General features: G+C 42.9%; 16 protein-coding genes and 1 tRNA gene. 2 read left to right on the forward strand and 15 right to left on the reverse strand.

The genetic code is table 11. The features are described 5' to 3' along the window. Positions 1–94: 94 nt before the first annotated feature. From rpoC to AC2FA3_RS02020, 14 genes are all read right to left on the reverse strand, one after another. A complete protein-coding gene (rpoC, locus tag AC2FA3_RS01955; RefSeq protein ID WP_490508071.1) occupies positions 95–4315 on the reverse strand; it encodes a DNA-directed RNA polymerase subunit beta' in 4221 nt (1406 codons plus the stop codon). 188 nt (positions 4316–4503) lie between these two features. Beyond that, positions 4504–8622 (reverse strand): DNA-directed RNA polymerase subunit beta, encoded by a 4119-nt coding sequence (gene rpoB, locus AC2FA3_RS01960; RefSeq protein WP_490508072.1) that lies wholly within the window; start codon positions 8620–8622, stop codon positions 4504–4506. An 857-nt stretch (positions 8623–9479) separates the two neighbouring features. Continuing rightward, positions 9480–9851 (reverse strand): 50S ribosomal protein L7/L12, encoded by a 372-nt coding sequence (gene rplL / locus AC2FA3_RS01965; protein WP_201544321.1) that lies wholly within the window; start codon positions 9849–9851, stop codon positions 9480–9482. 126 nt (positions 9852–9977) lie between these two features. Then, positions 9978–10505, reverse strand: coding sequence for a 50S ribosomal protein L10 (gene rplJ / locus AC2FA3_RS01970; protein ID WP_201544320.1), 528 nt, complete (start codon positions 10503–10505; stop codon positions 9978–9980). A gap of 434 nt (positions 10506–10939) precedes the next feature. Continuing rightward, positions 10940–11641, reverse strand: a complete 702-nt coding sequence (gene rplA / locus AC2FA3_RS01975; protein WP_201544319.1) for a 50S ribosomal protein L1 — start codon at positions 11639–11641, stop codon at positions 10940–10942. After that, positions 11642–12073 carry a 50S ribosomal protein L11 gene (gene rplK / locus AC2FA3_RS01980; RefSeq protein ID WP_068405081.1) on the reverse strand — a complete coding sequence of 144 codons (432 nt, stop codon included), beginning with the start codon at positions 12071–12073 and terminating at the stop codon, positions 11642–11644. Between the two features lie 92 nt (positions 12074–12165). Continuing rightward, entirely contained in the window at positions 12166–12696 is a 531-nt protein-coding gene (nusG, locus tag AC2FA3_RS01985) for a transcription termination/antitermination protein NusG (protein WP_490508073.1), read from the reverse strand. Between the two features lie 69 nt (positions 12697–12765). Beyond that, the gene (secE, locus tag AC2FA3_RS01990) at positions 12766–13254 is read right to left on the reverse strand and encodes a preprotein translocase subunit SecE (RefSeq protein WP_201544317.1); all 489 of its coding nucleotides are present in this window, start codon (positions 13252–13254) and stop codon (positions 12766–12768) included. Positions 13255–13305: 51 nt separating this feature from the next. Beyond that, positions 13306–13381: transfer RNA gene (locus tag AC2FA3_RS01995), tRNA-Trp, on the reverse strand. A 413-nt stretch (positions 13382–13794) separates the two neighbouring features. Beyond that, positions 13795–14985 carry an elongation factor Tu gene (tuf, locus tag AC2FA3_RS02000; protein WP_201547280.1) on the reverse strand — a complete coding sequence of 397 codons (1191 nt, stop codon included), beginning with the start codon at positions 14983–14985 and terminating at the stop codon, positions 13795–13797. Positions 14986–15221: 236 nt separating this feature from the next. Continuing rightward, complete coding sequence (fusA, locus tag AC2FA3_RS02005; protein WP_490508074.1) at positions 15222–17348, reverse strand: elongation factor G; 2127 nt, start codon at positions 17346–17348, stop codon at positions 15222–15224. A gap of 414 nt (positions 17349–17762) precedes the next feature. Next, positions 17763–18236 carry a 30S ribosomal protein S7 gene (gene rpsG, locus AC2FA3_RS02010; RefSeq protein ID WP_183621326.1) on the reverse strand — a complete coding sequence of 158 codons (474 nt, stop codon included), beginning with the start codon at positions 18234–18236 and terminating at the stop codon, positions 17763–17765. A gap of 224 nt (positions 18237–18460) precedes the next feature. Beyond that, positions 18461–18835 carry a 30S ribosomal protein S12 gene (gene rpsL, locus AC2FA3_RS02015; protein WP_011281154.1) on the reverse strand — a complete coding sequence of 125 codons (375 nt, stop codon included), beginning with the start codon at positions 18833–18835 and terminating at the stop codon, positions 18461–18463. A 533-nt stretch (positions 18836–19368) separates the two neighbouring features. Continuing rightward, positions 19369–20607: an EcsC family protein gene (locus tag AC2FA3_RS02020; protein ID WP_490508075.1), complete on the reverse strand. Its 1239-nt coding sequence runs from the start codon at positions 20605–20607 to the stop codon at positions 19369–19371. A 638-nt stretch (positions 20608–21245) separates the two neighbouring features. On the opposite strand from AC2FA3_RS02020, the gene AC2FA3_RS02025 reads away from it, so the two are divergent. Together AC2FA3_RS02025 and AC2FA3_RS02030 are read left to right on the forward strand one after the other, a co-directional pair. Beyond that, complete coding sequence (locus tag AC2FA3_RS02025) at positions 21246–22481, forward strand: beta-ketoacyl-ACP synthase II (RefSeq protein ID WP_490508076.1); 1236 nt, start codon at positions 21246–21248, stop codon at positions 22479–22481. 2 nt (positions 22482–22483) lie between these two features. Continuing rightward, positions 22484–24190 (forward strand): anthranilate synthase component I family protein, encoded by a 1707-nt coding sequence (locus tag AC2FA3_RS02030; protein WP_490508077.1) that lies wholly within the window; start codon positions 22484–22486, stop codon positions 24188–24190. 128 nt (positions 24191–24318) lie between these two features. Here AC2FA3_RS02030 and hisC read toward each other — a convergent pair whose 3' ends face one another. Then, the gene (hisC, locus tag AC2FA3_RS02035) at positions 24319–25452 is read right to left on the reverse strand and encodes a histidinol-phosphate transaminase (RefSeq protein ID WP_490508078.1); all 1134 of its coding nucleotides are present in this window, start codon (positions 25450–25452) and stop codon (positions 24319–24321) included. Positions 25453–25460: the final 8 nt, after the last annotated feature.

Here is a 25460-nt window from a genome sequence, read left to right on the forward strand (position 1 = left end):
AATAACCCGTTATGCTTCACTTTCTTAAAGGCGCAAAAAAGCCAGCAACTTAGGCTGGCTTTTTTATTAAGGAAAAAACTAAGCTTGATTTAGATTAATGATTGCCTTGATTAAGCTCTTGGGCAAACGCTTCATCGAAGCTTGCAAAGTCTGTGCTATCAGTACTTGCTGTCATATCAAACGCTGCATTCAAATCTTTATCTTGCAGTTTTTGCTCCGCTTTCTCTTTACGGGCTTTATGATAAGCAAGACCAGTACCGGCAGGAATCAAGCGACCAACAACGACGTTTTCTTTCAGACCACGTAGCTCATCCACTTTACCAGTTACAGCAGCTGCGGTTAGGACACGCGTGGTTTCCTGGAACGACGCTGCTGAGATAAAGCTTTCTGTTGCCAGACTTGCTTTGGTAATACCCAGTAGTTGACGCTCATACTTAACTGGGAATTTATCTTCCGCTTCTAGTTTAGCATTCAAGGCTTTGATATCAGCGTATTCGACTTGGTCGCCTTTAAAGTGACTTGAATCGCCGCCATCCGTTACTTCAACTTTGCGCAGCATCTGACGAATGATAACTTCGATGTGCTTATCGTTGATTTTCACGCCTTGCAGACGATAAACGTCCTGTACTTCATTAACGATATAGTCAGCAAGTGCGGTTTGTCCTTTCAGACGTAAGATATCATGCGGATTCTGTGGACCATCAGCGATAACCTCACCACGAGCAACGGTCTCGTTTTCGAAGACGTTGATTTGACGCCATTTTGGGATCAGCTCTTCATGAATCTCACCATCTTCATTGGTGATAATGAAACGGTTTTTACCTTTAGTTTCTTTACCAAAGCTCACGACACCTGACATCTCTGCCATGATGGCATGATCTTTCGGACGACGTGCTTCAAACAAATCAGCAACACGTGGTAGACCACCGGTAATATCTTTGGTACCTGAAGACGCTTGTGGTACACGGCCTAAGATCGAACCGGCTGCTACTTTTTCACCGTCGCTGACACGAATGATGGTTTCAGCTGGCAAGAAGTAAACCACTTCTTTACCTTCGTCAGTGTTCAAGATAATCGCCGGACGTAAGTCTTTGGCTGAACTTGAACGGTCACGAGTAGCAAGAATCTCAAACGAGCTCATACCGGTCGCATCATCAACTTTTACCGTTGCCGTCAAACCATCAGTAATATCACTGAAGCGTGCAGTACCAGCGAACTCGGTAATAATTGGATGCGTGTGCGGATCCCATTTAGCAATGGTTTGACCGCCTTCAACTTGCTCTTCGTTTTTCACAAGCACGCTTGAACCATAAGGAACTTTATAGCGCTCACGCTCACGACCAAGCTCATCAGTCAATGCCAGTTCAGCTGAACGCGACACAATAACCAAATGACCATCGGTATGTTGCACCGTTTTCATGTTTTCAAAATGCACTTGACCAGCATTACGTGCTGAGATGCTGTTGTCCACAGACGCAGAGCTCGCCGCTCCACCAACGTGGAAAGTACGCATCGTTAACTGAGTACCAGGTTCACCGATAGACTGTGCTGCCATAACACCGACTGACTCGCCGATATTAACTTGATGACCACGTGCAAGGTCACGACCATAACACTGTGAACAAACGCCATGTTCGATATCACAGGTAATCACTGAACGAACCCAGATATCATCAATCGCATTGCTATCAAGCACATTTACCCAATGCTCATCTATCAAGGTACCCGCTGGAATCAATACTTTATCAGCATTATCATTATAGGTTACATCACGAGCGGTTACACGACCTAGTACTAGCTCGCCCAACTTCTCAATGATCTCACCACCTTGAATATGTGGCTTCATGAGCAAACCTTGCTCAGTACCACAGTCTTCACTAGTGATAACCAAATCTTGTGCCACGTCAACCAAACGACGAGTCAAGTAACCCGAGTTAGCGGTTTTCAGTGCGGTATCCGCAAGACCTTTACGCGCACCATGCGTTGAAATAAAGTACTGAAGTACGGTCAAACCTTCACGGAAGTTGGCTTTAATCGGCGTTTCGATAATTGAGCCATCCGGTTTTGCCATCAAACCACGCATACCTGCCAACTGACGAATCTGTGCTGCACTACCACGAGCACCAGAATCTGACATGATAAAGATAGAGTTGAATGATTTCTGCTCTTCTTCCTCACCTTTAGCATTCATGATTTTATCAGTGGCTAGGTTGTCCATCATCGCTTTGGCGACTTTGTCATTGGTACGTGACCAGATATCAACCACTTTGTTATAACGCTCACCGGCAGTCACAAAACCTTGCTCGAATTGATCTTCGATCTCGCGAACTTCGCCTTCTGCGGTTTCAATGATTTGCTTTTTCAATGGTGGAATGACCATATCATCTATACCGATAGATACGCCAGATAGTGTTGCTTGAGCAAAACCAAGATACATCAATTGGTCAGCAAACATAACACTTTCTTTCACGCCAACTTTACGGTAGCAAGAGTTAATCAATTTAGAGATATTTTTCTTCGTCATCTCTTCGTTACACTCATCGAACGACATACCTTTAGGCATGATGTTCCAGATAAGTAGGCGACCAGCGACGGTATCTTGTAACTTGACTTCTTTAGTCTCATTACCTTCTTCGTCGATATGAGTTTCAGTCACACGTACTTTAATCTTAGCGTTTACATGCAAATCATTTGAACCAATCGCACGCAATGCTTCATTAACGGTGGCAAAAATCATGCCCTCGCCTTTAGAATTGATTGACGAGCGGCTGATATAGTACAGACCTAATACAACGTCTTGTGATGGGACGATAATTGGCTCACCGTTGGCAGGCGACAAGATGTTGTTAGTCGACATCATCAATACACGTGATTCAAGCTGTGCTTCTAAGGTCAATGGCACGTGAACGGCCATTTGGTCACCATCAAAGTCGGCATTGAACGCGGTACAGACCAAAGGATGTAATTGGATTGCTTTACCTTCGATTAATACTGGCTCAAATGCTTGCAGACCCAAACGGTGAAGCGTTGGCGCACGGTTCAAGAGTACTGGATGCTCACGGATAACCATGGCCAGCATATCCCACACTTGTGGCTCTTCACGCTCTACCATCTTTTTAGCAGCTTTAATCGTCGTTGCTAAACCGTGTGATAATAGTTTGTTATAAGTAAATGGCTTGAATAGCTCAAGTGCCATTTTCTTCGGTAGACCACACTGATGTAGACGTAGAGTTGGACCAACGACGATGACCGAACGACCAGAGTAATCAACACGTTTACCGAGTAAGTTTTGACGGAAACGACCTTGCTTACCTTTGATCATATCTGCCAAAGACTTCAATGGACGCTTATTACTACCGGTAATCGCACGGCCGCGGCGACCGTTATCAAGCAAAGCATCGACTGATTCTTGCAACATACGTTTTTCGTTACGTACGATGATATCAGGAGCACTTAGCTCTAATAGACGCTTTAGGCGGTTGTTACGGTTAATAACGCGGCGATATAAATCATTTAGATCTGATGTTGCAAAGCGGCCGCCTTCTAGTGGTACTAGCGGACGCAAATCTGGTGGTAGTACTGGCAAGATGGTCATGACCATCCATTCAGGCTTATTATTAGAATCACGGAACGCTTCTAATAATTTAAGACGCTTAGACATCTTTTTAAGCTTGGTTTCAGAACCCGTTTGCGGAATCGCTTCACGCAACTCATCAATTTCGATATCTAAATCGATATCTTTTAATAAGTCTTGGATGGCTTCTGCACCCATCTTGGCAACGAATTCATCACCAAATTCTTCAAGCGCTTTATAGTAATCTTCATCATCAAGCAACTGGTACTTCTCTAGAGAAGTTAAACCCGGCTCAGTCACGATATAGCTTTCAAAATATAGGACGCGTTCGATATCACGAAGCGTCATGTCAAGTAACAAACCAATGCGGCTTGGTAATGATTTTAAGAACCAAATATGCGCAACAGGGCTCGCTAAGTCAATATGACCCATGCGATCGCGACGAACTTTAGCAGTCGTGACTTCAACACCACATTTTTCACAAATAACGCCTTGGAACTTACGGCGTTTGTATTTACCACATAAACACTCAAAGTCTTTTACTGGACCAAAGATTTTGGCACAGAATAGACCATCACGCTCAGGCTTAAACGTACGATAGTTAATCGTTTCTGGTTTTTTAACTTCACCATGTGACCATGATTTGATCACATCAGGTGAGGCTAAGGTAATTTGAATACTATCAAACTCTTGGTTACCGTTGCCGGTAGGGCTTTGCATGATATCGAGTAAATCTTTCAAGTTGCTTCTCCGTTATCTTTATAATCATCTGACAGCGTGCTAGGAGCGCGGCTAAGATGAATGAAGGCAATGAATAGGGTTGAGACAAATCACTAAAAGCAGCAGCGATGCGCGTACTGCTTCTAGATTGACCACTAAGAATAATAATTAACTAAAGCTATGTTAAAGGTAGCTTCAGTCAGCCGTGCTTAATGGGTTTGCTTTAACTCAATATTGATACCCAGTGATTTGATTTCTTTGGTCAACACGTTAAACGATTCAGGCATACCTGGATCCATATATTGCTCACCATCGACGATGTTTTTGTACATACGGGTACGGCCTTCAACGTCATCCGACTTCACCGTTAGCATTTCTTGCAAGGTATAAGTCGCGCCATATGCTTCTAGTGCCCAGACTTCCATCTCACCAAAGCGCTGACCACCAAACTGAGCTTTACCACCAAGCGGCTGCTGCGTGACTAGTGAGTAAGAACCGGTAGAACGCGCATGCATTTTGTCATCAACCAAGTGGTTAAGTTTGAGCATATACATATAACCAACAGTTACTTTACGGTCAAACTTCTGACCAGTACGACCGTCATACAAGGTCTGCTGACCATCACGTGCCATACCAGCAAGCTCTAGCAAGTCTTTTACTTGATGCTCATGTGCACCATCAAATACTGCCGTGCCCATCGGTACACCGCCGCGTAAGTTATCAGATAGCGCCATGATGTCATCATCACTTAAGCTATCAAGATCTACTTGCTCGCCGCCCACTTTGTTATAGATTTGGTCTAAGAAATCACGTAAATCTTTAATCGCTGCTTGTGCTTTGAGCATACCATCGATTTTTTCGCCCAAGCCCTTCGCTGCCATACCTAAGTGAGTTTCTAGGACCTGACCGATGTTCATACGCGATGGTACACCGAGTGGGTTCAAGACGATATCAACGGTATTACCATGTTCATCATAAGGCATGTCTTCAACCGGCATAATGCGCGATACCACACCTTTGTTACCATGACGACCCGCCATTTTATCACCAGGCTGAATACGACGCTTAACTGCTAGATATACTTTAACGATTTTTTGTACGCCATGCTGCAAGTCATCACCAGCGGTCAATTTGCGTTTTTTCTCAGCAAATTTCACATCGATGTCTTTTTGCTTATCGACTAAGTACTCGGCGATTTGCGTGAGACGCTCAGATATTTCTTCTTCAACCGGTTGGATATCAAGCAAGGTCTCAAGGCTCATGTCTTTCATATCAGCCAATGCCATAACCGTACCAGCTTTTAGACCAGAACCGCCACTGACTTTTTGACCATCTAATAGATTACCAATACGACCACGAGCAGCTTCTTCAAAGATGCGTAGCTCTTCTTTTAAATCTTTGCGATAGCTATCAAGTTGTGATTTTTCAATCGCTTTTGCACGGGCATCTTTTTCAACGCCGTCACGGGTAAAGACTTGCACGTCAATAACCGTGCCTTTGCTTGATGTTGGAACACGTAGCGACGTGTCTTTAACATCAGCTGCTTTTTCACCAAAGATAGCCCGTAGGAGTTTTTCTTCTGGCGTTAGTTGCGTCTCACCTTTTGGCGTGACTTTACCAACTAAGATATCGCCAGCATCCACTTCAGCACCGATATAAACGATACCTGCTTCGTCAAGGCTTGATAGCGCCGCTTCACCAACGTTTGGAATATCCGCAGTAATCTCTTCGGTTCCAAGCTTGGTATCACGTGCCACACATGTCAATTCTTGAATATGAATGGTGGTGAAACGATCTTCTTTTACCACTTTTTCAGATAACAAGATTGAATCTTCGAAGTTGTAACCATTCCACGGCATAAATGCGATGCGAATGTTCTGACCTAGTGCCAACTCGCCAAGATCCGTTGAAGGACCATCAGCTAAGATATCACCTACAGCAATAGCATCGCCTTGGTTTACGATGATACGTTGGTTGATACAAGTGTTTTGGTTAGAACGTGTATATTTAACTAAGTTATAGATATCAATACCCGCTTCACCAGCGACCATTTCATCTTCATTTACACGAACGACAACACGTGATGCATCAACGTCTTCGATCACACCGCCACGCTTAGCGATGACACAAACACCAGAGTCACGCGCAACGTGACGCTCCATACCTGTACCTACTAACGGCTTATCAGCACGTAGCGTAGGAACCGCCTGACGTTGCATGTTTGAGCCCATCAGGGCACGGTTAGCATCATCATGCTCAAGGAACGGAATCAAACCTGCTGCTACCGATACTACCTGACTTGGTGATACATCCATATGCGTCACTTTTTCTGGCGGCATACGGACGAATTCACCATAGCTACGCACACTGACCATTTCATCAGATAACGCGCCTTCTGCGGTCACTGGCGAATCAGCCTGTGCAATAACCGTACCGACTTCTTCAATCGCTGACAGATATTCGATAACGTCGGTTACTTTACCGTCAACCACACGGCGATATGGCGTTTCTAAGAAGCCAAAGCTGTTGGTTTTAGCAAAGGTTGCTAGTGAGTTAATCAAACCAATGTTTGGACCTTCAGGTGTTTCAATCGGACAGACGCGACCGTAATGGGTATCATGGACGTCACGTACTTCAAAGCCTGCACGTTCACGGGTCAGACCACCGGGTCCTAATGCTGATACACGGCGTTTATGCGTCACTTCTGACAATGGATTATTCTGATCCATAAACTGTGATAACTGGCTTGAACCAAAGAATTCTTTGACCGCAGCCGCAACAGGTTTTGAGTTAATCAAATCTTGTGGCGATAAGTTATCAGATTCCGCTGAGCTTAGACGCTCTTTTACGGCGCGCTCAACACGCACTAGACCAACACGGAATTGGTTTTCAGCCATCTCGCCAACTGAACGAATGCGACGGTTACCTAGATGATCAATGTCATCGACTTCACCGCGACCATTACGAATTTCAATCAATTCTTTTAAGACGTTGACGATATCGGCATTGGTCAATACGCTACGTTCACGCTGAATATCAGCGTCATCGGTATCGACAAATTCAAGACCTAAACGGCGGTTAAACTTCATACGACCAACGTTAGACAAGTCATAACGATCGGCGTTAAAGAACATGCTGTCAAACAGTTTCTCAGCAGTTTCAACCGTTGGTGGCTCACCTGGGCGCATGACTTTATAAATCTCAATCAAAGCTTCTTCGCGGCTTGAGGTGCTATCTGCACGTAGCGTATCGGCAATATAACTACCTTGGTCGATATCGTTAGTGAACAGAATGCTGAATTCTTTGATAGACTCACTGGCTTCAAATGCACTTAATTTGACCAACAACTCATGGTCAATCAGCGTGTTAGCTTTAGCGATAACTTCGTCATTAACGACGATATCTTCCGCTAAAATACGCTCGTATAAGTATTCATCAGGGATAGAGATTTTGGTCATACCCGCTTCTTCAAGCTGACGGATACGGCGAGCATTAATACGTTTACCTTGCTCGACAACCACTTCGCCTTCAGGCGTTACGATATCAAACTGTGCCATCTCGCCACGTAAGCGGTCAGCAACCAGATCAATTTCGAACTGCTCTTCGCCTTTATAAACGGTTACTTTTTCAAAGAACAGGTCTAAGATCTCAGACGTGCTCAAACCTAGTGCGCGTAGAATAATAGAAGCCAATAGCTTACGACGACGGTCAATACGAGCAAAAACCAAATCTTTGGCATCAAACTCAAAATCTAACCATGAACCACGGTAAGGAATGATACGGGCGTTATATAGCACCTTACCACTTGAATGCGACTTACCTTTATCATGGTCAAAGAATACACCCGGTGAACGATGCAGCTGCGATACGATCACACGTTCAGTACCATTGATAATAAAGGTGCCGTTGGCAGTCATCAATGGCATCTCGCCCATATAGACGCTTTGCTCACGGATATCTTTGATTGCCGCTTTGCTGTCTTTATCTTTGCTGTCTTTGTCTTTGATGATGAGGCGAATTTTGACACGCATCGGCGCAGCAAAGGTCGAGCCACGTAAGATACACTCACGCTCATCAAATTCAGGCGTACCTAAATAATATTCAACGAATTGTAACTCAGCATTACCAGAGTGACTCTCAATTGGGAAAATAGAGGAATACGCAGCTTGCAAACCAGTATTCTCACGAGCTTTTGGCTTTTTATGCTCTTGCAAAAATTGCTCATAAGAATCTACTTGGATAGACAACAAATAGGGAATGTCCATCACAGTAGGCAATTCAGCAAAACTTTTGCGAATACGCTTTTTTTCAGTATAAGAATATGCCATCGAGAGTCCTTACAGTAAACGTGGAAACAAATTGAAAGCGTGGCCAGCGTGCATCAATATTAGTTGATATTAATATTATGCAAACTTGGCGACGTAAACGATAATATAAAACGGTTATTCCTGCTCATTTAATGACTGATGATTAATTCACGCGTATAGTGCATGATTAACCCAGCTTATTTAAGCGTAAAATCGGCATCTAAACATGCCTATATGGGTGCTGACATTGCAAATTTCAATGTCGTACACTCTGTAGTACTTAAGACCAAGCACTGGTATTTAAATACTATTGATTCTGTTGATAAATTCACTTAAAGTGTGGGTAATACCTTTAAAGCGTTGTTGATATCTTAAACAAGGGTGTTGCCTATAAAATTCAATTCTTACACTATCTAGCACTAAACAGCAAACTACTCACTATCTACCATCATAAGTAATATCGTCGCTGATATCTACCGTCTACGAGCCTACCTACTGACAGTAAAACCATGCTAAATAAATAACCTAAGATTTATAACGTTTCAGAATTAATGCTAATTGGAGTAACTATAAATTTTAGAGCAATGACTGTTAAAATCAATACAAACTATAGTGTTAATAGGAAAGCATGCGGACACAAAAAAACGCCAAACATCGATCGACGTTTAGCTTATATTAACTGACTTCAAAAATTACTAAGTGTGCTTGCGCTGTGTTTACTTGCATAGCTATCGTCTGTCCTTTTGATGGGTATCCACCGTGATGTTGCATGCGACTGTTGGCAGACACAAAAGGTCAAGCTACGAATTATAATAAAAAAAAGCTAGCAATGCAAGGCATTACCAGCTTTTTTTGTACAACACTAAGATAAGCGAGGCTTATTTTAGTTCAACAGTTGCACCAGCTTCTTCAAGTTTCTTTTTCAACTCGTCAGCTTCAGCTTTGTTTACGCCTTCTTTGATTGGAGCTGGAGCGCTTTCAACCAAATCTTTCGCTTCTTTCAAGCCAAGACCAGTAGCTTCACGTACGGCTTTAATTACGCCAACTTTCTTCTCGCCAAAGCTGGCAAGAACTACATCAAACTCTGATTGCTCTTCAGCAGCAGCAGCAGGACCGGCAGCAGCAGGTGCAGCAGCGGCAACAGCAGCAGTTACGCCGAATTTTTCTTCCATAGCGCTGATTAATTCAACGATATCCATTACTGACATTTCAGCGATTGCGTTTAACACGTCATCTTTAGATAGTGCCATGAGAACTCTCCGTTATCTGATAAAAATTAATTGATTTTAATATCGCTTGGATTGCTTGCTAAATTTTCAAATAGGGTTAGCAATAAAGTGCAATCTGCGATGTCAAAGTTACGTTAAAACAAGCAATTATGCCGCTTCTTTTGCGTCTTTGATTGCTGCTACCGTGCGAACAAGCTTACTAGGAACAGCGTTCATAGTTTGAACAAGCTTGGTAACTGGTGCATTCATAGTAGCCATCAAGATAGATAGTGCTTCGTCGCGAGTTGGTAGCTTCGATACACGCTCTAGCTCTTCTGGACCATAAACAACACCACCGACTGATACCAATTTGGTCTCTAAAGCTTTGTTATCTTTGCTAAAGTCGAAAACGACTCGAGCAGCAGATCCCAAATCTTCCATAGAGAAAGCCAAAAGTAATGGACCAGTCATACGGTCTGACATGCTCTCAAACTTAGTGCCTTCAAACGCACGTTTTGCTAGGGTATTTTTTACCACTTTCAAAACGACGCCTTTTTCACGGGCTTGTTCGCGTAGCTTAGTAAGCTTTGCAACACCAATACCATGATATTCGGCAGCTACTGCTGAGTAAGCATTAGCAGCAACTTCAGACACTTCAGCCACAACTTGTTGTTTTTGCTCTAGCGTTAATGCCATAAGTTGACTCCTTTAATCTAATCAATCTGCTAATTATTCAATATTCTAAAACCGAGGTTTTAAACAATTTGAATAACTCACTAAAACTGACTTGATACGACACGTTATTCATAAGTCTTATAAAGATAAAACTTAATCATAACGACTGATTACGGCACCGTTATCAGAATGACGTTGAGTAATAGGTTGCCCTACTCGCTCTAGTCTTAAACTGGGTGGGCCACCGTCTGCGTAGGACAACTAAGATTTTCATCTGTCGTCGATTAACAAAAGCAGCTCATTGTTATTACAAATAATCCGAAGATTATAAATGATAGCGCGAAACCGCTTTCTACCTACGGTCTTAGACAGCATAGCGTTTGCTACGCTGACCTAATTCTTTAAAATATTTTTATACCTCTATTTGAAATCGTCAAATAAAGGTATTTATTTAATTATTTCGCTGTGCGATATGGAACTGGATCAATACTTAGACCAGGACCCATCGTGCTAGACAAGGTAATTTTCTTCAAGAAAGTACCTTTAGAAGTAGCAGGCTTAGCACGTCTCAAATCTGAAATCAGTGCTTCAGCATTCTGGATGACTTGCTCAGCAGTAAAGCCAACTTGACCGATAGTCGTATGGATAATACCCGCTTTATCAACACGATACTGTGCTTGACCCGCTTTAGCGTTAAGAACCGCTTCAGCAACGTTAGGGGTTACAGTACCGACTTTTGGGTTAGGCATTAGGCCACGTGGACCTAGGATAGTACCTAATTGACCAACAACACGCATGGCATCAGGAGCAGCAATAACCACATCAAAATCCATATTACCGGCTTTGATTTGATCCGCTAAATCATCCATACCAACGATGTCAGCACCAGCTTCTTTGGCGGCTTCAGCAGCAGCGCCTTGAGCAAATACCGCAACGCGTTTGGTTTTACCAGTACCAGCAGGTAGGTTGGTAGCGCCACGAACGACTTGGTCAGATTTACGTGGATCAACACCCAAGTTTACTGCGATATCGATAGACTCTTTAAATTTAAGAGCTGGTAAATCGTTTAGGATTTGAACCGCTTCTTCAATAGTATATAGCTTTTCGCTTTCTACACGCTCAGCGATTAATTTTTGACGCTTAGTAAGTTTACTCATTTACACACCCTCCACGGTAATACCCATTGAACGTGCAGTACCAGCGATGGTACGGACAGCAGCATCAAGACCAGCAGCAGTTAAGTCTGCATCTTTAGTCTTAACGATCTCTTCTAGCTGAGCACGGTCAACTTTACCGACTTTAGCGGTGTTTGGTGTACCAGAACCTTTAGCGATACCAGCAGCCTTACGTAGTAAGTATGCAGCTGGTGGTGACTTCATGATGAAGGTAAAAGACTTATCGCTGTATACAGTGATCTCAGTAGGAATCGGTAGACCCGGCTCTTGGTTTGAGGTCGCAGCGTTAAATTCTTTACAGAACGCCATGATGTTCACGCCTTTTTGACCCAATGCTGGACCAATCGGTGGTGAAGGATTTGCTTTGCCTGCAGGCACTTGCAGTTTGATGTAACCATCAATCTTCTTAGCCATGAGATACTCTCCTAAATGGGTAATAGCGCCAAATCAACGTGGTATAAACCTTATTGACTAACAGCTCCCCGGTTGATGAATTTGTTACGGGTTTAGTCTAGCTTCTCAACTTTACTAAACTCAAGCTCGACCTGAGTCGGACGATTAAATACGTTTACGGTTAAATGTAGTTTAGACTTCTCGTAATCCACTTTTTCAACCAACCCTTTAAAGTCAGTAAATGGACCATCGATAACCAACAACTCTTCGCCGGGCTCAAATAGAGTCTTAGGACGTGGGTCGGCTTCAGTCTGATTTAAACGGTTTAAAATGCGATCAGCTTCTACTTCGGTAATCGGCGCTGGTGTTTCTGGCGTACCGCCGACGAAACCCATAATACGTGGGCAATCTTTTACGATGTGCCAAGTATTGTCGTTCATTTCCATCTGGATCAATACATAACCCGGAAAGAACTTACGCTCGCTCTTACGTTTTTTGCCGTCTTTCATTTCGACGACTTCTTCAGTAGGTACCAATACATCGCCGAAAAATTCAGCGAATTCACTACGATTAATACGATCAGTTAATGAACGCTGTACTTGCTTTTCATATCCTGAAAATGCTTGGACAATATACCAACGCATATCACGCTCCTGATCATTAAATTTAAGTCGTTATCAATACATCTTGAAAAATCATGCCAATACGCGTGATTAGCCAATAAATATGCCAACGAACCAATTAAAAAAGTTGTCTAGTAGCCAAACAAGAAAACCAACAATCGCAATCATGACAATCGTTTGCCATGTGTACTGAAAAGTTTCGTCTTTGCCAGGCCATGTCACACGGCGTAATTCGACAGCAGCATCTTTTAATAGGGTTTTAAAAGCAGTACCCTGATGCGTCATTGCCAAACAAACCAATGCCAACACAAAAAGCGCAACAATAATACCAATACGTACCCAGAGGTCATTAGCAGGTTGCCAATAGCCAGGTAGATATTGATTAACTAAAGTTGCACTAATTAAAACAGCTGCGGCAAGTAGCCACAAGATCACATCTTTTATTGAACCTGTCTTAGCAACTTCAACAGCAGTCGTTTGATTGCCCGCTGAGATATGCTTATCTTTAGACAGTATTCCACCATCAAGTGCCTTGGCATCAGATAACTTATTATCGAGGTTATCTTGACTATTGCTCATAAAGAACTCACTTCGGAGATGATGGGGTATGACAAAGATGTGATAAAAAGATGGCAGGCGATGTAGGACTCGAACCTACAACCCTCGGTTTTGGAGACCGATGCTCTACCAATTGAGCCAATCGCCTATGGGTGTAAAGGACAGCATTATACAATATTGAGCATAGAATGCAAGCATTTAGGAATAAAATTCTTCTATCACTCTCATGTCGCTGCTCTTAAAGCTTATTATTTAAACACTTTGTATGCATCATAATCTTAAAAATTTAACATAAAAGGTGCTTATAAGCTGCAGCGTTAATATAGCAAGCTCGCTTAAAAATTACAATAGATAGTAAGCCCCCTTTCAAAGCGTATTTTATAAATACGTTTGAGTTAGTATGGCTTTCCTGTCTGCCCTACTCTGCAACGATTCATTTTAATCATTTATTGAAATAAAGCGCAAAAAAAAGCCACCCTCTAAGAGGATGGCTTTTTACTTGCTAACTAACACTGTCAGATTGCTCTAATAGTATTAATGCATCAATAGTTACTGGGTTACTTAGCTAAGTACGTTAGCAACAACACCAGCGCCTACGGTACGGCCGCCTTCACGAATAGCGAAGCGTAGACCTTTGTCCATAGCGATTGGGTGGATAAGCTCTACGCCCATCTCAACGTTATCACCAGGCATAACCATTTCAGTACCTTCTTGTAATTGGATTGCGCCAGTTACGTCAGTGGTACGGAAGTAGAACTGTGGACGATAGCCGTTTAGGAATGGTGTGTGACGACCACCCTCTTCTTTTGACAATACATATACTTCAGCGTCAAACTTGGTGTGAGGAGTGATAGAACCTGGCTTAGCTAGTACTTGGCCACGTTGTACGTCTTCACGTTTAGTACCACGTAGTAGTACGCCACAGTTTTCGCCTGCACGACCTTCGTCAAGCAGTTTACGGAACATCTCTACACCAGTACAGGTGGTCTTTTGCGTGTCACGGATACCGACGATCTCGATTTCGTCACCAACTTTAACGATACCAGATTCAACACGGCCAGTCACAACAGTACCACGACCTGAGATTGAGAATACGTCTTCGATTGGCATTAGGAATGCTTTGTCGATGTCACGCTCTGGCTCTGGAATGTAGGTGTCAAGAACGTTTAGCAGTTCTACAACGGCTGGTTGGCCGTATTTTTCTTGTGAGCCTTTTAGGGCTTCAGTAGCAGAACCTTTGATGATTGGGGTGTCGTCGCCTGGGAAGTCATAGTCGTTCAATAATTCACGAACTTCCATTTCTACTAGCTCAAGCAATTCTTCGTCATCAACAGCATCACATTTGTTCATGAATACGACGATGTACGGTACGCCAACCTGACGTGAAAGCAGGATGTGCTCACGGGTTTGTGGCATAGGGCCGTCAGTTGCTGATACAACTAGGATGGCGCCGTCCATTTGGGCTGCACCGGTGATCATGTTTTTAACATAATCGGCGTGACCTGGGCAATCGACGTGAGCATAATGACGTGATGGGGTGTCATATTCTACGTGTGAGGTGTTGATGGTGATGCCACGTGCTTTTTCTTCTGGTGCTGAGTCAATAGACGCGTAGTCTTTGGCTTCGCCACCAGAGGTGATTGCTGCTACGGTTGCGATAGCGGCGGTTAGGGTTGTTTTACCGTGGTCAACGTGTCCGATGGTACCGACGTTGACGTGTGGCTTGCTGCGTTCAAACTTGGCCTTTGCCATGGGTATTTCCTCTTTTTTTTGGGGTCAGTGCTTAACTGATATAAGTACGATAGTTTACGTACTAGGGTTAAAGCATTACTGGCCACATTAAAATAATTGTTAAAAGGGTGCACATACTAATGTGCAGATATTATAAGAAAATCGCGGCCAATAACAAGTCTTTTAACCAATTATTGGCGCTTTCTCTACTGACAATATAAAGATATGCCCTATATTGTCATTTTAACAAGATTTATTTACTCGTCTTCATCTTTATTGTTGAATTTAGAGATGATAGATTCTGAAACTGATTTTGGAATTTCAGCGTACTTTTGGAATTCCATTGAATACGTTGCACGGCCCTGTGACATTGAGCGCATTTGTGTGGCATAGCCAAACATTTCCGCTAATGGTACTTCAGCACGAATCTGCTTAGTGCCGCCAGGTAAGTCTTCCATACCTTGAACCATACCACGACGACGGTTAAGATCGCCCATGATATCGCCCATGTAATCTTCAGGCGTTTCAACTTCTACTTTCATTACTGGCTCAAGTAGGGTTGGGTTAGCCGCCATGAAGCCTTTACGGAAAGCGATAGAACCAGCCATTTTAAATGATAACTCATCCGAGTCAACATCATGGTAAGAACCATCATACAAGGTCGCTTTTACGCCAACGATTGGGTAACCAGCAAGTACGCCGTTTTTCATGCGTTCTTGAATACCTTTATCAACCGCACCGTGGAATTCTTTTGGTACCGTACCACCAACAACTTCTTCAGCGAATTCATATAGAACGTCGCCCGCTGGGTCCATAGGCTCAAGACGTAACCAAACGTGACCGAATTTACCACGACCACCGGTTTGACGTACGAATTTGCCTTCTTGTTCAACAGTATTACGAATTGTTTCACGATAAGCAACCTGCGGCGCACCGATGTTTGCTTCAACGCCAAACTCACGCTTCATACGGTCAACAAGAATTTCCAAATGTAGCTCACCCATACCACTGATGATCGTCTGACCAGACTCTTCGTCAGTATGTACACGGAATGATGGATCTTCTTTTGCCAAACGACCCAAAGCGATAGACATTCTTTCTTGGTCAGCTTTGGTCTTAGGTTCAACTGCTAAGCTGATAACAGGATCTGGGAATTCCATACGCTCAAGCGTGATAACATTCTGCTCATCACATAGCGTATCGCCAGTAGTCACATCTTTCATGCCAACTAGCGCTGCGATATCACCCGTGCGGATCTCTTGTAGCTCTACCTGAGCATCTGCCATCATCTGTACGATACGGCCAACGCGCTCACGCTTCATTTTAACAGGGTTATAAACACTACTGCCTTGCGTTAAAACACCAGAATAGACACGAACGAAGGTTAAGTTACCGACGAACTTGTCGTTCATGATTTTAAACGCTAGTGCTGCAAACGGTGCTTCATCAGATGCTTCACGAGTGCCTTCGCTCTCGTCTTTGTCATCAAGAATACCTTTGATAGCAGGAACGTCCATTGGTGCTGGCAGATACTGGATAACCGCATCCAACATTTTTTGTACGCCTTTGTTTTTAAAGGCAGTACCACAAAGCAATGGAATGATTTTGTTATCAATTGTCAACTGACGAATCGCAGTGTTGATTTGATCTACTGACAATTCACCATTCTCTAGATACAACTCCATCAGCTCTTCGGTCGCTTCAGCAGCGTTTTCTACTAGATACTCGCGAAATTCTTCCGCTTTTTCTTGTAATTCAGCTGGGATTTCGCGCTCTTCATATTCCATACCTTGAGACGCTTCGTCCCAATAGATGGCTTTCATAGTCACTAGATCAACCACGCCTTCGAAGTTGTCTTCTTTACCAATTGGGATAACCAATGGTACTGCATTGCCGCCTAGACGAGTTTTGATCTGTTCTACCACACGGTAGAAATCAGCACCAACACGATCCATTTTGTTAATGAATGCTAAGCGTGGCACTTTATATTTGTTTGCCTGACGCCATACGGTCTCAGACTGTGGCTGAACGCCGCCTACTGCACAGTAAACCATGCACGCGCCATCAAGTACACGCATAGAACGTTCTACTTCAATCGTGAAGTCAACGTGACCTGGGGTGTCAATGATGTTGATACGGTGTTCATCAAACTGCTTGGCCATACCTGACCAAAAACAAGTTGTCGCCGCAGAAGCAATAGTAATACCGCGCTCTTGTTCTTGCTCCATAAAGTCCATGGTAGCTGCGCCATCATGAACTTCACCAAGCTTGTGGCTAACACCGGTATAGAACAAAACACGCTCAGTAGTGGTCGTCTTACCAGCATCAATGTGCGCTGAGATACCAATATTGCGATAGCGCTTTAGGGGAGTTTTACGAGCCATAGTGTTTTCCTAAGGAAATTCGTGTATATATTAATGTGTTGTGTCTCTACCTCATACTCTCTATGACAAAGCCATCGGCTTCGTTATATTACTTACTTATTATTGGGCCAAATACGGACAAAAAAAGAGTAAATATAAGAATAGTGCGGCATCAAACTCAGGAAACTTTCTTTGTGAGCGTTGCAAGCGTTGTAACTTTGCAGGCTTCTTAAAGTAGTATCCCTTTCAGAACAGCATCTTGACAGATGTCCGCCATCTAGGTGGTTTAACGCTTTACTCACCTTACGATGGTAATCATTAAACAACCCAATGATGATGGCGGCAATCAATAGAATAAATCAACAATACAAGGATTAACTGACCGGAGCCGTTAATCCTAAGCGTCTAGGCTAGAATTAAAAAAGTAATGCTAGCTTAGAAACGGTAGTGAGAGAATGCTTTGTTAGCATCTGCCATGCGGTGAACTTCGTCACGCTTTTTCATAGCATTACCTTTGCCGTCAGCAGCATCATTCAATTCGCCTGCAAGACGCAAAGCCATTGATTTTTCAGAACGCTTAGCAGCAGCTTCAGCTAACCAACGCATAGCCAAGGCAGTACGACGGGAGGGGCGTACTTCCATTGGTACTTGGTAGGTTGCACCACCAACACGGCGAGCTTTTACTTCGACCATTGGACGGACGTTTTCTAGAACTTCTTCAAAGAAAGCGACTGGGTCTTCGATCTTACGTTTTTCGCTAACTGTCTCAAGAGCACCGTATACGATACGCTCAGCAGTAGACTTTTTACCATGACTCATGACATGGTTGATAAATTTTGCAACAGTTTGGCTACCAAACTTAGGATCCGGTAGGATCTCACGGGTAGCAACGACGCGACGTCTTGGCATAATAATAATCCTTTTCTTCAGGAGTGTCTGACATTCACAATCTCGCACCAATTGATATTGGATGGCGTTATATCGAGCTGTCAGTCAGCCTTACTGCACGGCGGTATGTTATAACAGCAAATCGTTAATTTAATAATCATTAATTTAACAAAGCTACCGTTAACACCTGACCCATGCACAGTTAATGGGTGATACAAAGAATCTCAGTTAATAACGTTTGGTTATTAAACTTTAGGCTTCTTAGCACCATATTTAGAACGACCTTGCTTACGGTCTTTAACGCCTGCGCAATCTAGTGCACCGCGAACAGTGTGATAACGTACACCTGGTAGATCTTTTACACGACCACCACGGATAAGAACAACACTGTGCTCTTGTAGGTTATGACCTTCGCCGCCGATGTAGCTTGATACTTCATAGCCTGAAGTCAAACGTACACGACATACTTTACGCATGGCTGAGTTAGGTTTTTTAGGGGTAGTAGTATATACGCGAGTACATACACCACGACGTTGTGGGCACGCTTCCAACGCAGGAACTTTTGACTTTTCCTTGATGGTTTTGCGACCTTTACGAATCAATTGGTTAGTTGTTGCCATGAGGCATCCTTCTCCCGTTTGGTAAAAAACAAAAAAATAGGGAAACGCACCATCCATCTGACTTTAACGACAGATTTTGGCACACCCATTTTTAGGACAGTGTATTATAAAGAGTTGTTGCTGCTATTTCAACCACTTATGAGTGATTGTACTTTACAACAATTGGTAGATATGCATTACGCCCACCACTATACCACTTTATCTGTTTTTAGTTAAAACTCGCTAAAAATCAGCTTGCTAAATATGGTATCAAAAGTAGCGTCATACATCGTTCAGATAAGATATTTAGAAATAAACAGACAGCAATTTATAAAAGGTAAATGGCGACACTATGTTATTTTTCAAGCTTATTTTTCAAATAATAACTAATTTTCGACGAGAAATAAGCGTAATGAAAAATAACGTAATGAAAAAAAAGACAGTATCGCCATCTCTACTCTTAGATAAACAAGTTATCTAAAATAAAATGAATAAAGAACAGATTAAAGAGCAATTAATACTTAACGCCAATAGCGTTAAGTATTAGAAAAATTCTATTTAGTTTGCTTGTTAGCAGCGTTATCGGGTTTGCTTGATTTCTTATCAGCTGTCTTATCAGCTGTCTTATCAGCATCATCCTTTTTCGGCTCTTTTTTGTCGCTCTTTTTTTCAGTTTCTTGAGTGTCCTCTTTAGCACTTTTTTTAACCGACTCTTTTTCTTTAGCATTAGCATTAGCGGACTCTTTTTTGCTGTCAGCATCTTTGCTTGATTCTTTGTGAGTATTTTTCTCAGTATCTTGCTTATTATCAGCGCTAGCAGGTTTACTCACTTCGGCTTCACTACCGCTATCGTCGGTAATCGCACGGTTAGCAAGTTTGGCTTCTGGAGCAAAAGTCGCTTGCGCCACGCCAATCACTTCATCAATCAGCTGACTGTTATAACGCATACCGATAATTACAGCGGTCGCCGGTAAGAATCGACGTATCCATGACAAATTAATTTGGTCTAAATCAATACCAACTTGACTGGCAATACTATCTACTTGCTCAGCATAAAAATTGACGCTTTTATTCTGCAAGCCTAAGTTTTTCAGCTCATTATGCAGACCGCTACTTTGCGCGTTATCGAGTAAGCCTTTACCGATACCAAGACCCGCTAGCAAGGCTTGTTTTTCTTGCATCTTACTTAAATCGGCATTGGCAAGCAGCTCATAAGCCATCTTGACGCCTTGTTTGCCCGTTAACGGCTTATTATAAACAGCACCTAATTGATAAACGGTACGCAATGATACCAATAACAACCACAAGGTATCCGCGAGTAAACCTGGCAAGCCAGCTAGACCTGTCAAACCACCTAACGTCGCCAAAGCACGGTTTTGGTTGGCAATATCAGTGGCCAGTGCATAGCGCTCTTCGTTATCTAAGCTTGCGATATTGGCAAAACGATGCTGATTTGGCAGATCAATCTGACTCCAATTGGCAGCAAGCTTAGCGACCTGGGCAAAAGCACCATCGACCGTTGATTCAAACAAACTATTTGGCACTACTTTTTTGGCATACTTACCGTAAGTGGCGAAGCGCGTGCCCAATAGTTGCTGCGTTGCTTTTAACGTTTGCTCACGGAATAAATCTTGTTGATAATCTTCATCGCCTAGATTCACCGCTTTAAATTGGCGCGGTTTGCCGCTCTTGGCGTTGACGCTATCAATCATTGCGCCCATACGTTCTAAGTTATTGCGAGTAAAAGAACCAACGCTGCTGATGCCTTTATATAGAGTGCTACGCTTTGCCATCTTAATATCCTTAATATGATGATTGTTTGTTATTAATATTATTTATAGATAACTCTTAAATAGATACTTCCTAAATTGACTGTCATTCTAGCGAACGCGAATGATTACTGTCAGTGCCAACAATGTTATCATCACTGCCAGTTTTGTATCTAAAAGTATCGCTCACTTATGGCTATTTTCGGCTTTAGTATATAACTAAATACGCTACGGCGTGAATGAGTTTATGCTATTCTCAGCCGGATTTTATAATTTCATGGCCTCTTTATCACCATATAGATATAGTGCTAGACCTATGATAATACCGAACAGTTATTTTTAATAATAAGCATGATTTTGTGTTTATTTTACACTTACGCCAAGATTTTAAACCCTTGATACGTTATCATAGGCCATAATTCAAAGTACAGTTGTACTTTGAATTATCACGCAGGATTTATATAGAATAACGTTTTATGCTAACCATTAGCATGACTGTAAAAACACTGTAATCACTGTCAAATAAGCATTTAGCGTCTCAAACCCTCCTTAAAGCTTTTTATTAAAGGTGAAAGGTTGGGGTGTTGAATAATAGCAGTAAATATTTAAAAGCGATTGTTAAAGGTAATTATCAAAAAATCGTTACTCATAAGGAATAGTATATGCGCCGCGTTGTTATCACTGGAGCAGGGATTGTCTCTTGTATCGGACATGATTTGGCGACTGTCACCGATGCTCTTAAACAAGGGCGCTCAGGTATTACATTCAATGAATCGTATGCTGAGCATGACTTTAAATCACACGTTAGCGGTAGTATTAATCAATCAGAACTTGATACGTCGGGCATCGATCGTAAATTGAAGCGTTTTTTTAGTGACGCCAGCCTTTATGCTTATGTCAGCGCTTTGGACGCCATTGAGCAGTCGGGCCTCTCGCTTGAGACCATTAACCATAACCCACGCGTGGGTGTGGTCGCAAGCTCAGGCGGAGCGTCAACTGAAAATATCGTCAATGCTGTCGATGCGATGCGTGAAAAAGGTCTACGCGGTGTTGGTGCGATGGCGGTGCCAAAAACCATGGGTAGCTCGGTATCAGCGGCGCTTGCAACGGGTTTGAAAATCCAAGGTGTTTCTTATTCATTGAGCTCTGCTTGCGCAACGTCAACGCATTGTATCGGTCATGCCGCCGAGCTTATCCAACTTGGTAAAGCCGATGTGATACTTGCTGGCGGTAGTGAAGCGGAGCATTGGACGCAGTCTTGTATGTTTGATGCCATGGGCGCGGTCAGTACGCAGTATAACGACACGCCAACGCTTGCTTCTAGAGCCTATGATAAAAATCGTGATGGCTTTGTGATTGCAGCAGGCGGCGCGATGGTGGTGGTTGAAAGTCTTGAGCATGCCCAAGCGCGCGGTGCCAATATCTTGGCTGAAATCGTCGGTTATGGCGCAAGCTCTGATGGCGCTGAAATGGTCGCCCCAAGTGGTGAAGGTGCTGTCCGCTGTATGCAACTTGCCCTTGCTGAAGCAGGTTTAGAGAGCGTTGATTATATCAATAGCCATGGTACCAGTACGCCGCTAGGCGATATAACTGAGCTTAAAGCCATTGCAAAAGTATTTGGTGATGATGCTAGTAAAGTACCTGCTATCAGCTCAACCAAGTCCATGACCGGTCATAGCTTGGGTGCAGTCGGCGCGCAAGAATTGATTTATTGCTTACTGATGCTGCAAGAAGGTTTTATCGCGCCTAGTATCAATATTACAGAATTAGACCCTGCTGCTGAAGGCTTTGATATTGTCACTGAAAAGCGTGACGTTAAGCTTGAAACGCTTATGAGCAATAGCTTTGGTTTTGGTGGCACTAACGCTACTCTAATTATTAAAAAGTTTGACGCCTAACTATGCCTGTAGCACCGCATCTTAAAAATAAGCAGACAGCATCTGCATCATCGCCAGCTACTTACCCTAGCTGGCGTTTTAGTGACCTGTCTGCCGCAGAGCTGTTGCCACAACTACAGCGTTATCTATGCGCACAAAATCCTAACGCAAACTGGCAATTGGTTTGGCTAAATAACGATGGCCACCCTGTGATTGGTCTATTGCCAAAAATGAGCTGGTCCGTTTATTACTTTACTGATGACGCAGCATACTCTGATAAACAAGCACCTATTTATAAAGTCATGAAAAACTATCGTGATGGCTCACCTAGTCACGATAAAACCAATCAAGCGATTACTAGCGCCTATATGAGTTATAGCGACTGGCAAGAGGATTTGATTGCTTATAGTCAGGCTTATGATATAGATGATACTCATAATAACAACTCCTCCTCAACTACAGAAATCGATCAACAGCCAAATTATAAGCATGGCTTGATAGGCTTTATTGGTTATGATATTGCCGCTCATGAGCTTAGTCCAGCTGCCAAAATAGAACTAGCAGCGCAGCCTTGTGCTACCTTAGGGCATTATGATATTTATCTAACACCAAATGCTAAGCAAACCTGTTGGCAGCTAACTATAAAAGACAGCTTCACTGAAGCTGATAAAGAGAACGAACAAAAAAGCGCACTAATTAAAGCGCTTATCTCATATTTAGATAAATTGGACAGTAAGTTATCTAACCAAACTTTTAAAAAACCAGCGTTCGAAGAGTCATATAAAACCACGCCTTTATTATTAAAAGCACAATGGAGCAAGCAAGATTATCAACAAGCCTTCGACAAGACGCAAGACTATCTGCAACAAGGTGACTGCTATCAAATCAATCTCACCCAACAATGGCAAGGCGCTTTTAATCAAAGCCTCACTGATAATGTCACACCGAAGCTTATCGACTATTTACCTGCCCTGCATCGTAATACCCAAGCGCCCTTTGCAGGGTATTTAGCGGTCAATAATTTTGATAGTGAAATGAGCGTTGATACGCAGGACAATCAATTTGAATTGTTAAGCTGCTCGCCTGAACTGTTTTTTACCTTTAATAAAGACGGTAACACTGGCAAGCACCATATACGTACTAAGCCTATTAAAGGTACGATGCCGCGTGGACTAAATATTGAACAAGATAATGCTTATAAACAGCAACTTATTGATAGCGAAAAAGACCGTGCCGAAAACGTCATGATTGTTGATTTATTGCGCAATGATTTAGGTAAATATGCCAAGATTGGTAGCGTCAAAGTACCACAATTATTTGCGATTGAAAGCTTTAGCAATGTGCATCATATGGTCAGCACCATCACCGCTGAGCTAAAGACAGATACCCATCCTCTCAAAGTATTGTTTGGCAGTTTGCCCGCCGGTTCCATCACAGGGACACCGAAAAAGCGCGCTGTCGAAATTATTTCGGAGTTAGAAGGTGCAGCGCGCGGTGCTTATTGTGGCACATTAGGATATATGAACTTCGATGGCAGTGGTCAATGGAATGTCTTGATTCGTACGCTACAAGCCCAGCATAAATTAGGAAAAGCAGGTCAAGTCAGCTTATGGGCAGGCGGTGGTATCACGGTTGCTTCTGACTGTGATGCTGAATATCAAGAGTGCTTGGATAAAGTTGGCAACCTTTTAGGCGTTTTAACTCAAGATAATATTAAGAAAGGAACTTAAGCTTTATTTAAAATATAAATAAAAAACCAATAAAACAGCCTGCTCAACATGACGTTAGCAGGCTTTTTTACTTATATAACTTTGCGATTTGGCTTTAGATTATTAAAGTATAAATCACAAACATCCTATCAATCCGCAACGCTTTCAGCTTCTGTTTGCAAGGCTTTTAAGCCATCAATTAAACGCGCATTCTGTGCTACCGTACCAACGGTAATACGTAAATACTCATTGATACGCGGTTTATCAAAATGACGCACAATGATACCCTGCTCGCGTAACGTACTAGCTACTGCACTTGCGTCACCATCTTTTGGGCGGGCAAATACAAAATTGGCGTGCGATGGCAATACATCATAATCGAGCGCCGTCAGCTCGGCGGTGAGCGCTTGGCGTAAGTCGATCACTTGCTGGCAAGTTTGAGTAAAATACTCAACATCCAAAACACTGGCGGTCGCTCCCGCTTGGGCTAATTTATCGAGTGGATAGCTGTTAAAGCTATTTTTCATACGCGTCAGTGCTTCGATTAATGAGGCATTACCAAACGCCATGCCGACACGTAAACCGGCCAGTGAGCGTGATTTTGAAAAGGTTTGGGTCACGAGCACATTATCAAACTCATTAATCAAGCTAACCGCTGACACTTCTGTATGTAAGCTATTTTCTTGTGTCTGAGCAAAATCGATATACGCTTCATCAATCACAATCACTGAATTTGAATGCTCACCGGCAAGTTTGCGAATATCAGCGAGCGATAATAACAAACCGGTTGGCGCGTTAGGATTGGCAATGATGATACCACTGCAAGGCTGGCGATAAGCATCAGGGCTGATACTAAAATCCGCGTCTAGGGCGATTTGTACCAGTTCAATACCAAAAGTTTGCGCATAAACAGGATAGAAGCTATAGCTAATATCAGGCGCTAAAACAGGGCGCTCTTTTAGGAAGAAGCTGGCAAATACCAACGCCAATACTTCATCTGAGCCATTACCGACAAAGACTTGATTGATATCAAGGTTATATAACTGTGCCAATGCGGCGCGCAAGTCGTCAGATTCAGGCGCAGGATATAAACGCAGCTCATCGGCTTGCTGCTCTAAGACTTTTGCGATTGCCTCGCCGACTTTTGGTGACGGCGGAAATGGATTTTCATTGGTATTTAATTTGCACAAATTTTCATGCTGAGGCTGCTCGCCAGGGACGTAAGGTGACAGATTACGCGCTTTAGATGACCAAAGTCTGGTGTCTATCTTTAACTCACTCATATGTTATC

It is taken from the genome of Janibacter sp. CoH_79_TC_3, assembly GCF_058197955.1.

Excerpts from the sequence above, each read along its gene's own strand:
- AC2FA3_RS02030 (WP_490508077.1), top strand. The coding sequence starts at position 22,484 with ATGCCTGTAGCACCGCATCTTAAAAATAAGCAGACAGCATCTGCATCA.
- rplJ (WP_201544320.1), bottom strand. The coding sequence starts at position 10,505 with ATGGCATTAACGCTAGAGCAAAAACAACAAGTTGTGGCTGAAGTGTCT.
- rplL (WP_201544321.1), bottom strand. The coding sequence starts at position 9,851 with ATGGCACTATCTAAAGATGACGTGTTAAACGCAATCGCTGAAATGTCA.
- rpsL (WP_011281154.1), bottom strand. The coding sequence starts at position 18,835 with ATGGCAACAACTAACCAATTGATTCGTAAAGGTCGCAAAACCATCAAG.
- rplA (WP_201544319.1), bottom strand. The coding sequence starts at position 11,641 with ATGAGTAAACTTACTAAGCGTCAAAAATTAATCGCTGAGCGTGTAGAA.
- secE (WP_201544317.1), bottom strand. The coding sequence starts at position 13,254 with ATGAGCAATAGTCAAGATAACCTCGATAATAAGTTATCTGATGCCAAG.
- rpoB (WP_490508072.1), bottom strand. The coding sequence starts at position 8,622 with ATGGCATATTCTTATACTGAAAAAAAGCGTATTCGCAAAAGTTTTGCT.
- nusG (WP_490508073.1), bottom strand. The coding sequence starts at position 12,696 with ATGCGTTGGTATATTGTCCAAGCATTTTCAGGATATGAAAAGCAAGTA.
- AC2FA3_RS02020 (WP_490508075.1), bottom strand. The coding sequence starts at position 20,607 with ATGGCAAAGCGTAGCACTCTATATAAAGGCATCAGCAGCGTTGGTTCT.
- tuf (WP_201547280.1), bottom strand. The coding sequence starts at position 14,985 with ATGGCAAAGGCCAAGTTTGAACGCAGCAAGCCACACGTCAACGTCGGT.
- hisC (WP_490508078.1), bottom strand. The coding sequence starts at position 25,452 with ATGAGTGAGTTAAAGATAGACACCAGACTTTGGTCATCTAAAGCGCGT.
- rpsG (WP_183621326.1), bottom strand. The coding sequence starts at position 18,236 with ATGCCAAGACGTCGCGTCGTTGCTACCCGTGAGATCCTACCGGATCCT.
- fusA (WP_490508074.1), bottom strand. The coding sequence starts at position 17,348 with ATGGCTCGTAAAACTCCCCTAAAGCGCTATCGCAATATTGGTATCTCA.
- rplK (WP_068405081.1), bottom strand. The coding sequence starts at position 12,073 with ATGGCTAAGAAGATTGATGGTTACATCAAACTGCAAGTGCCTGCAGGC.
- AC2FA3_RS02025 (WP_490508076.1), top strand. The coding sequence starts at position 21,246 with ATGCGCCGCGTTGTTATCACTGGAGCAGGGATTGTCTCTTGTATCGGA.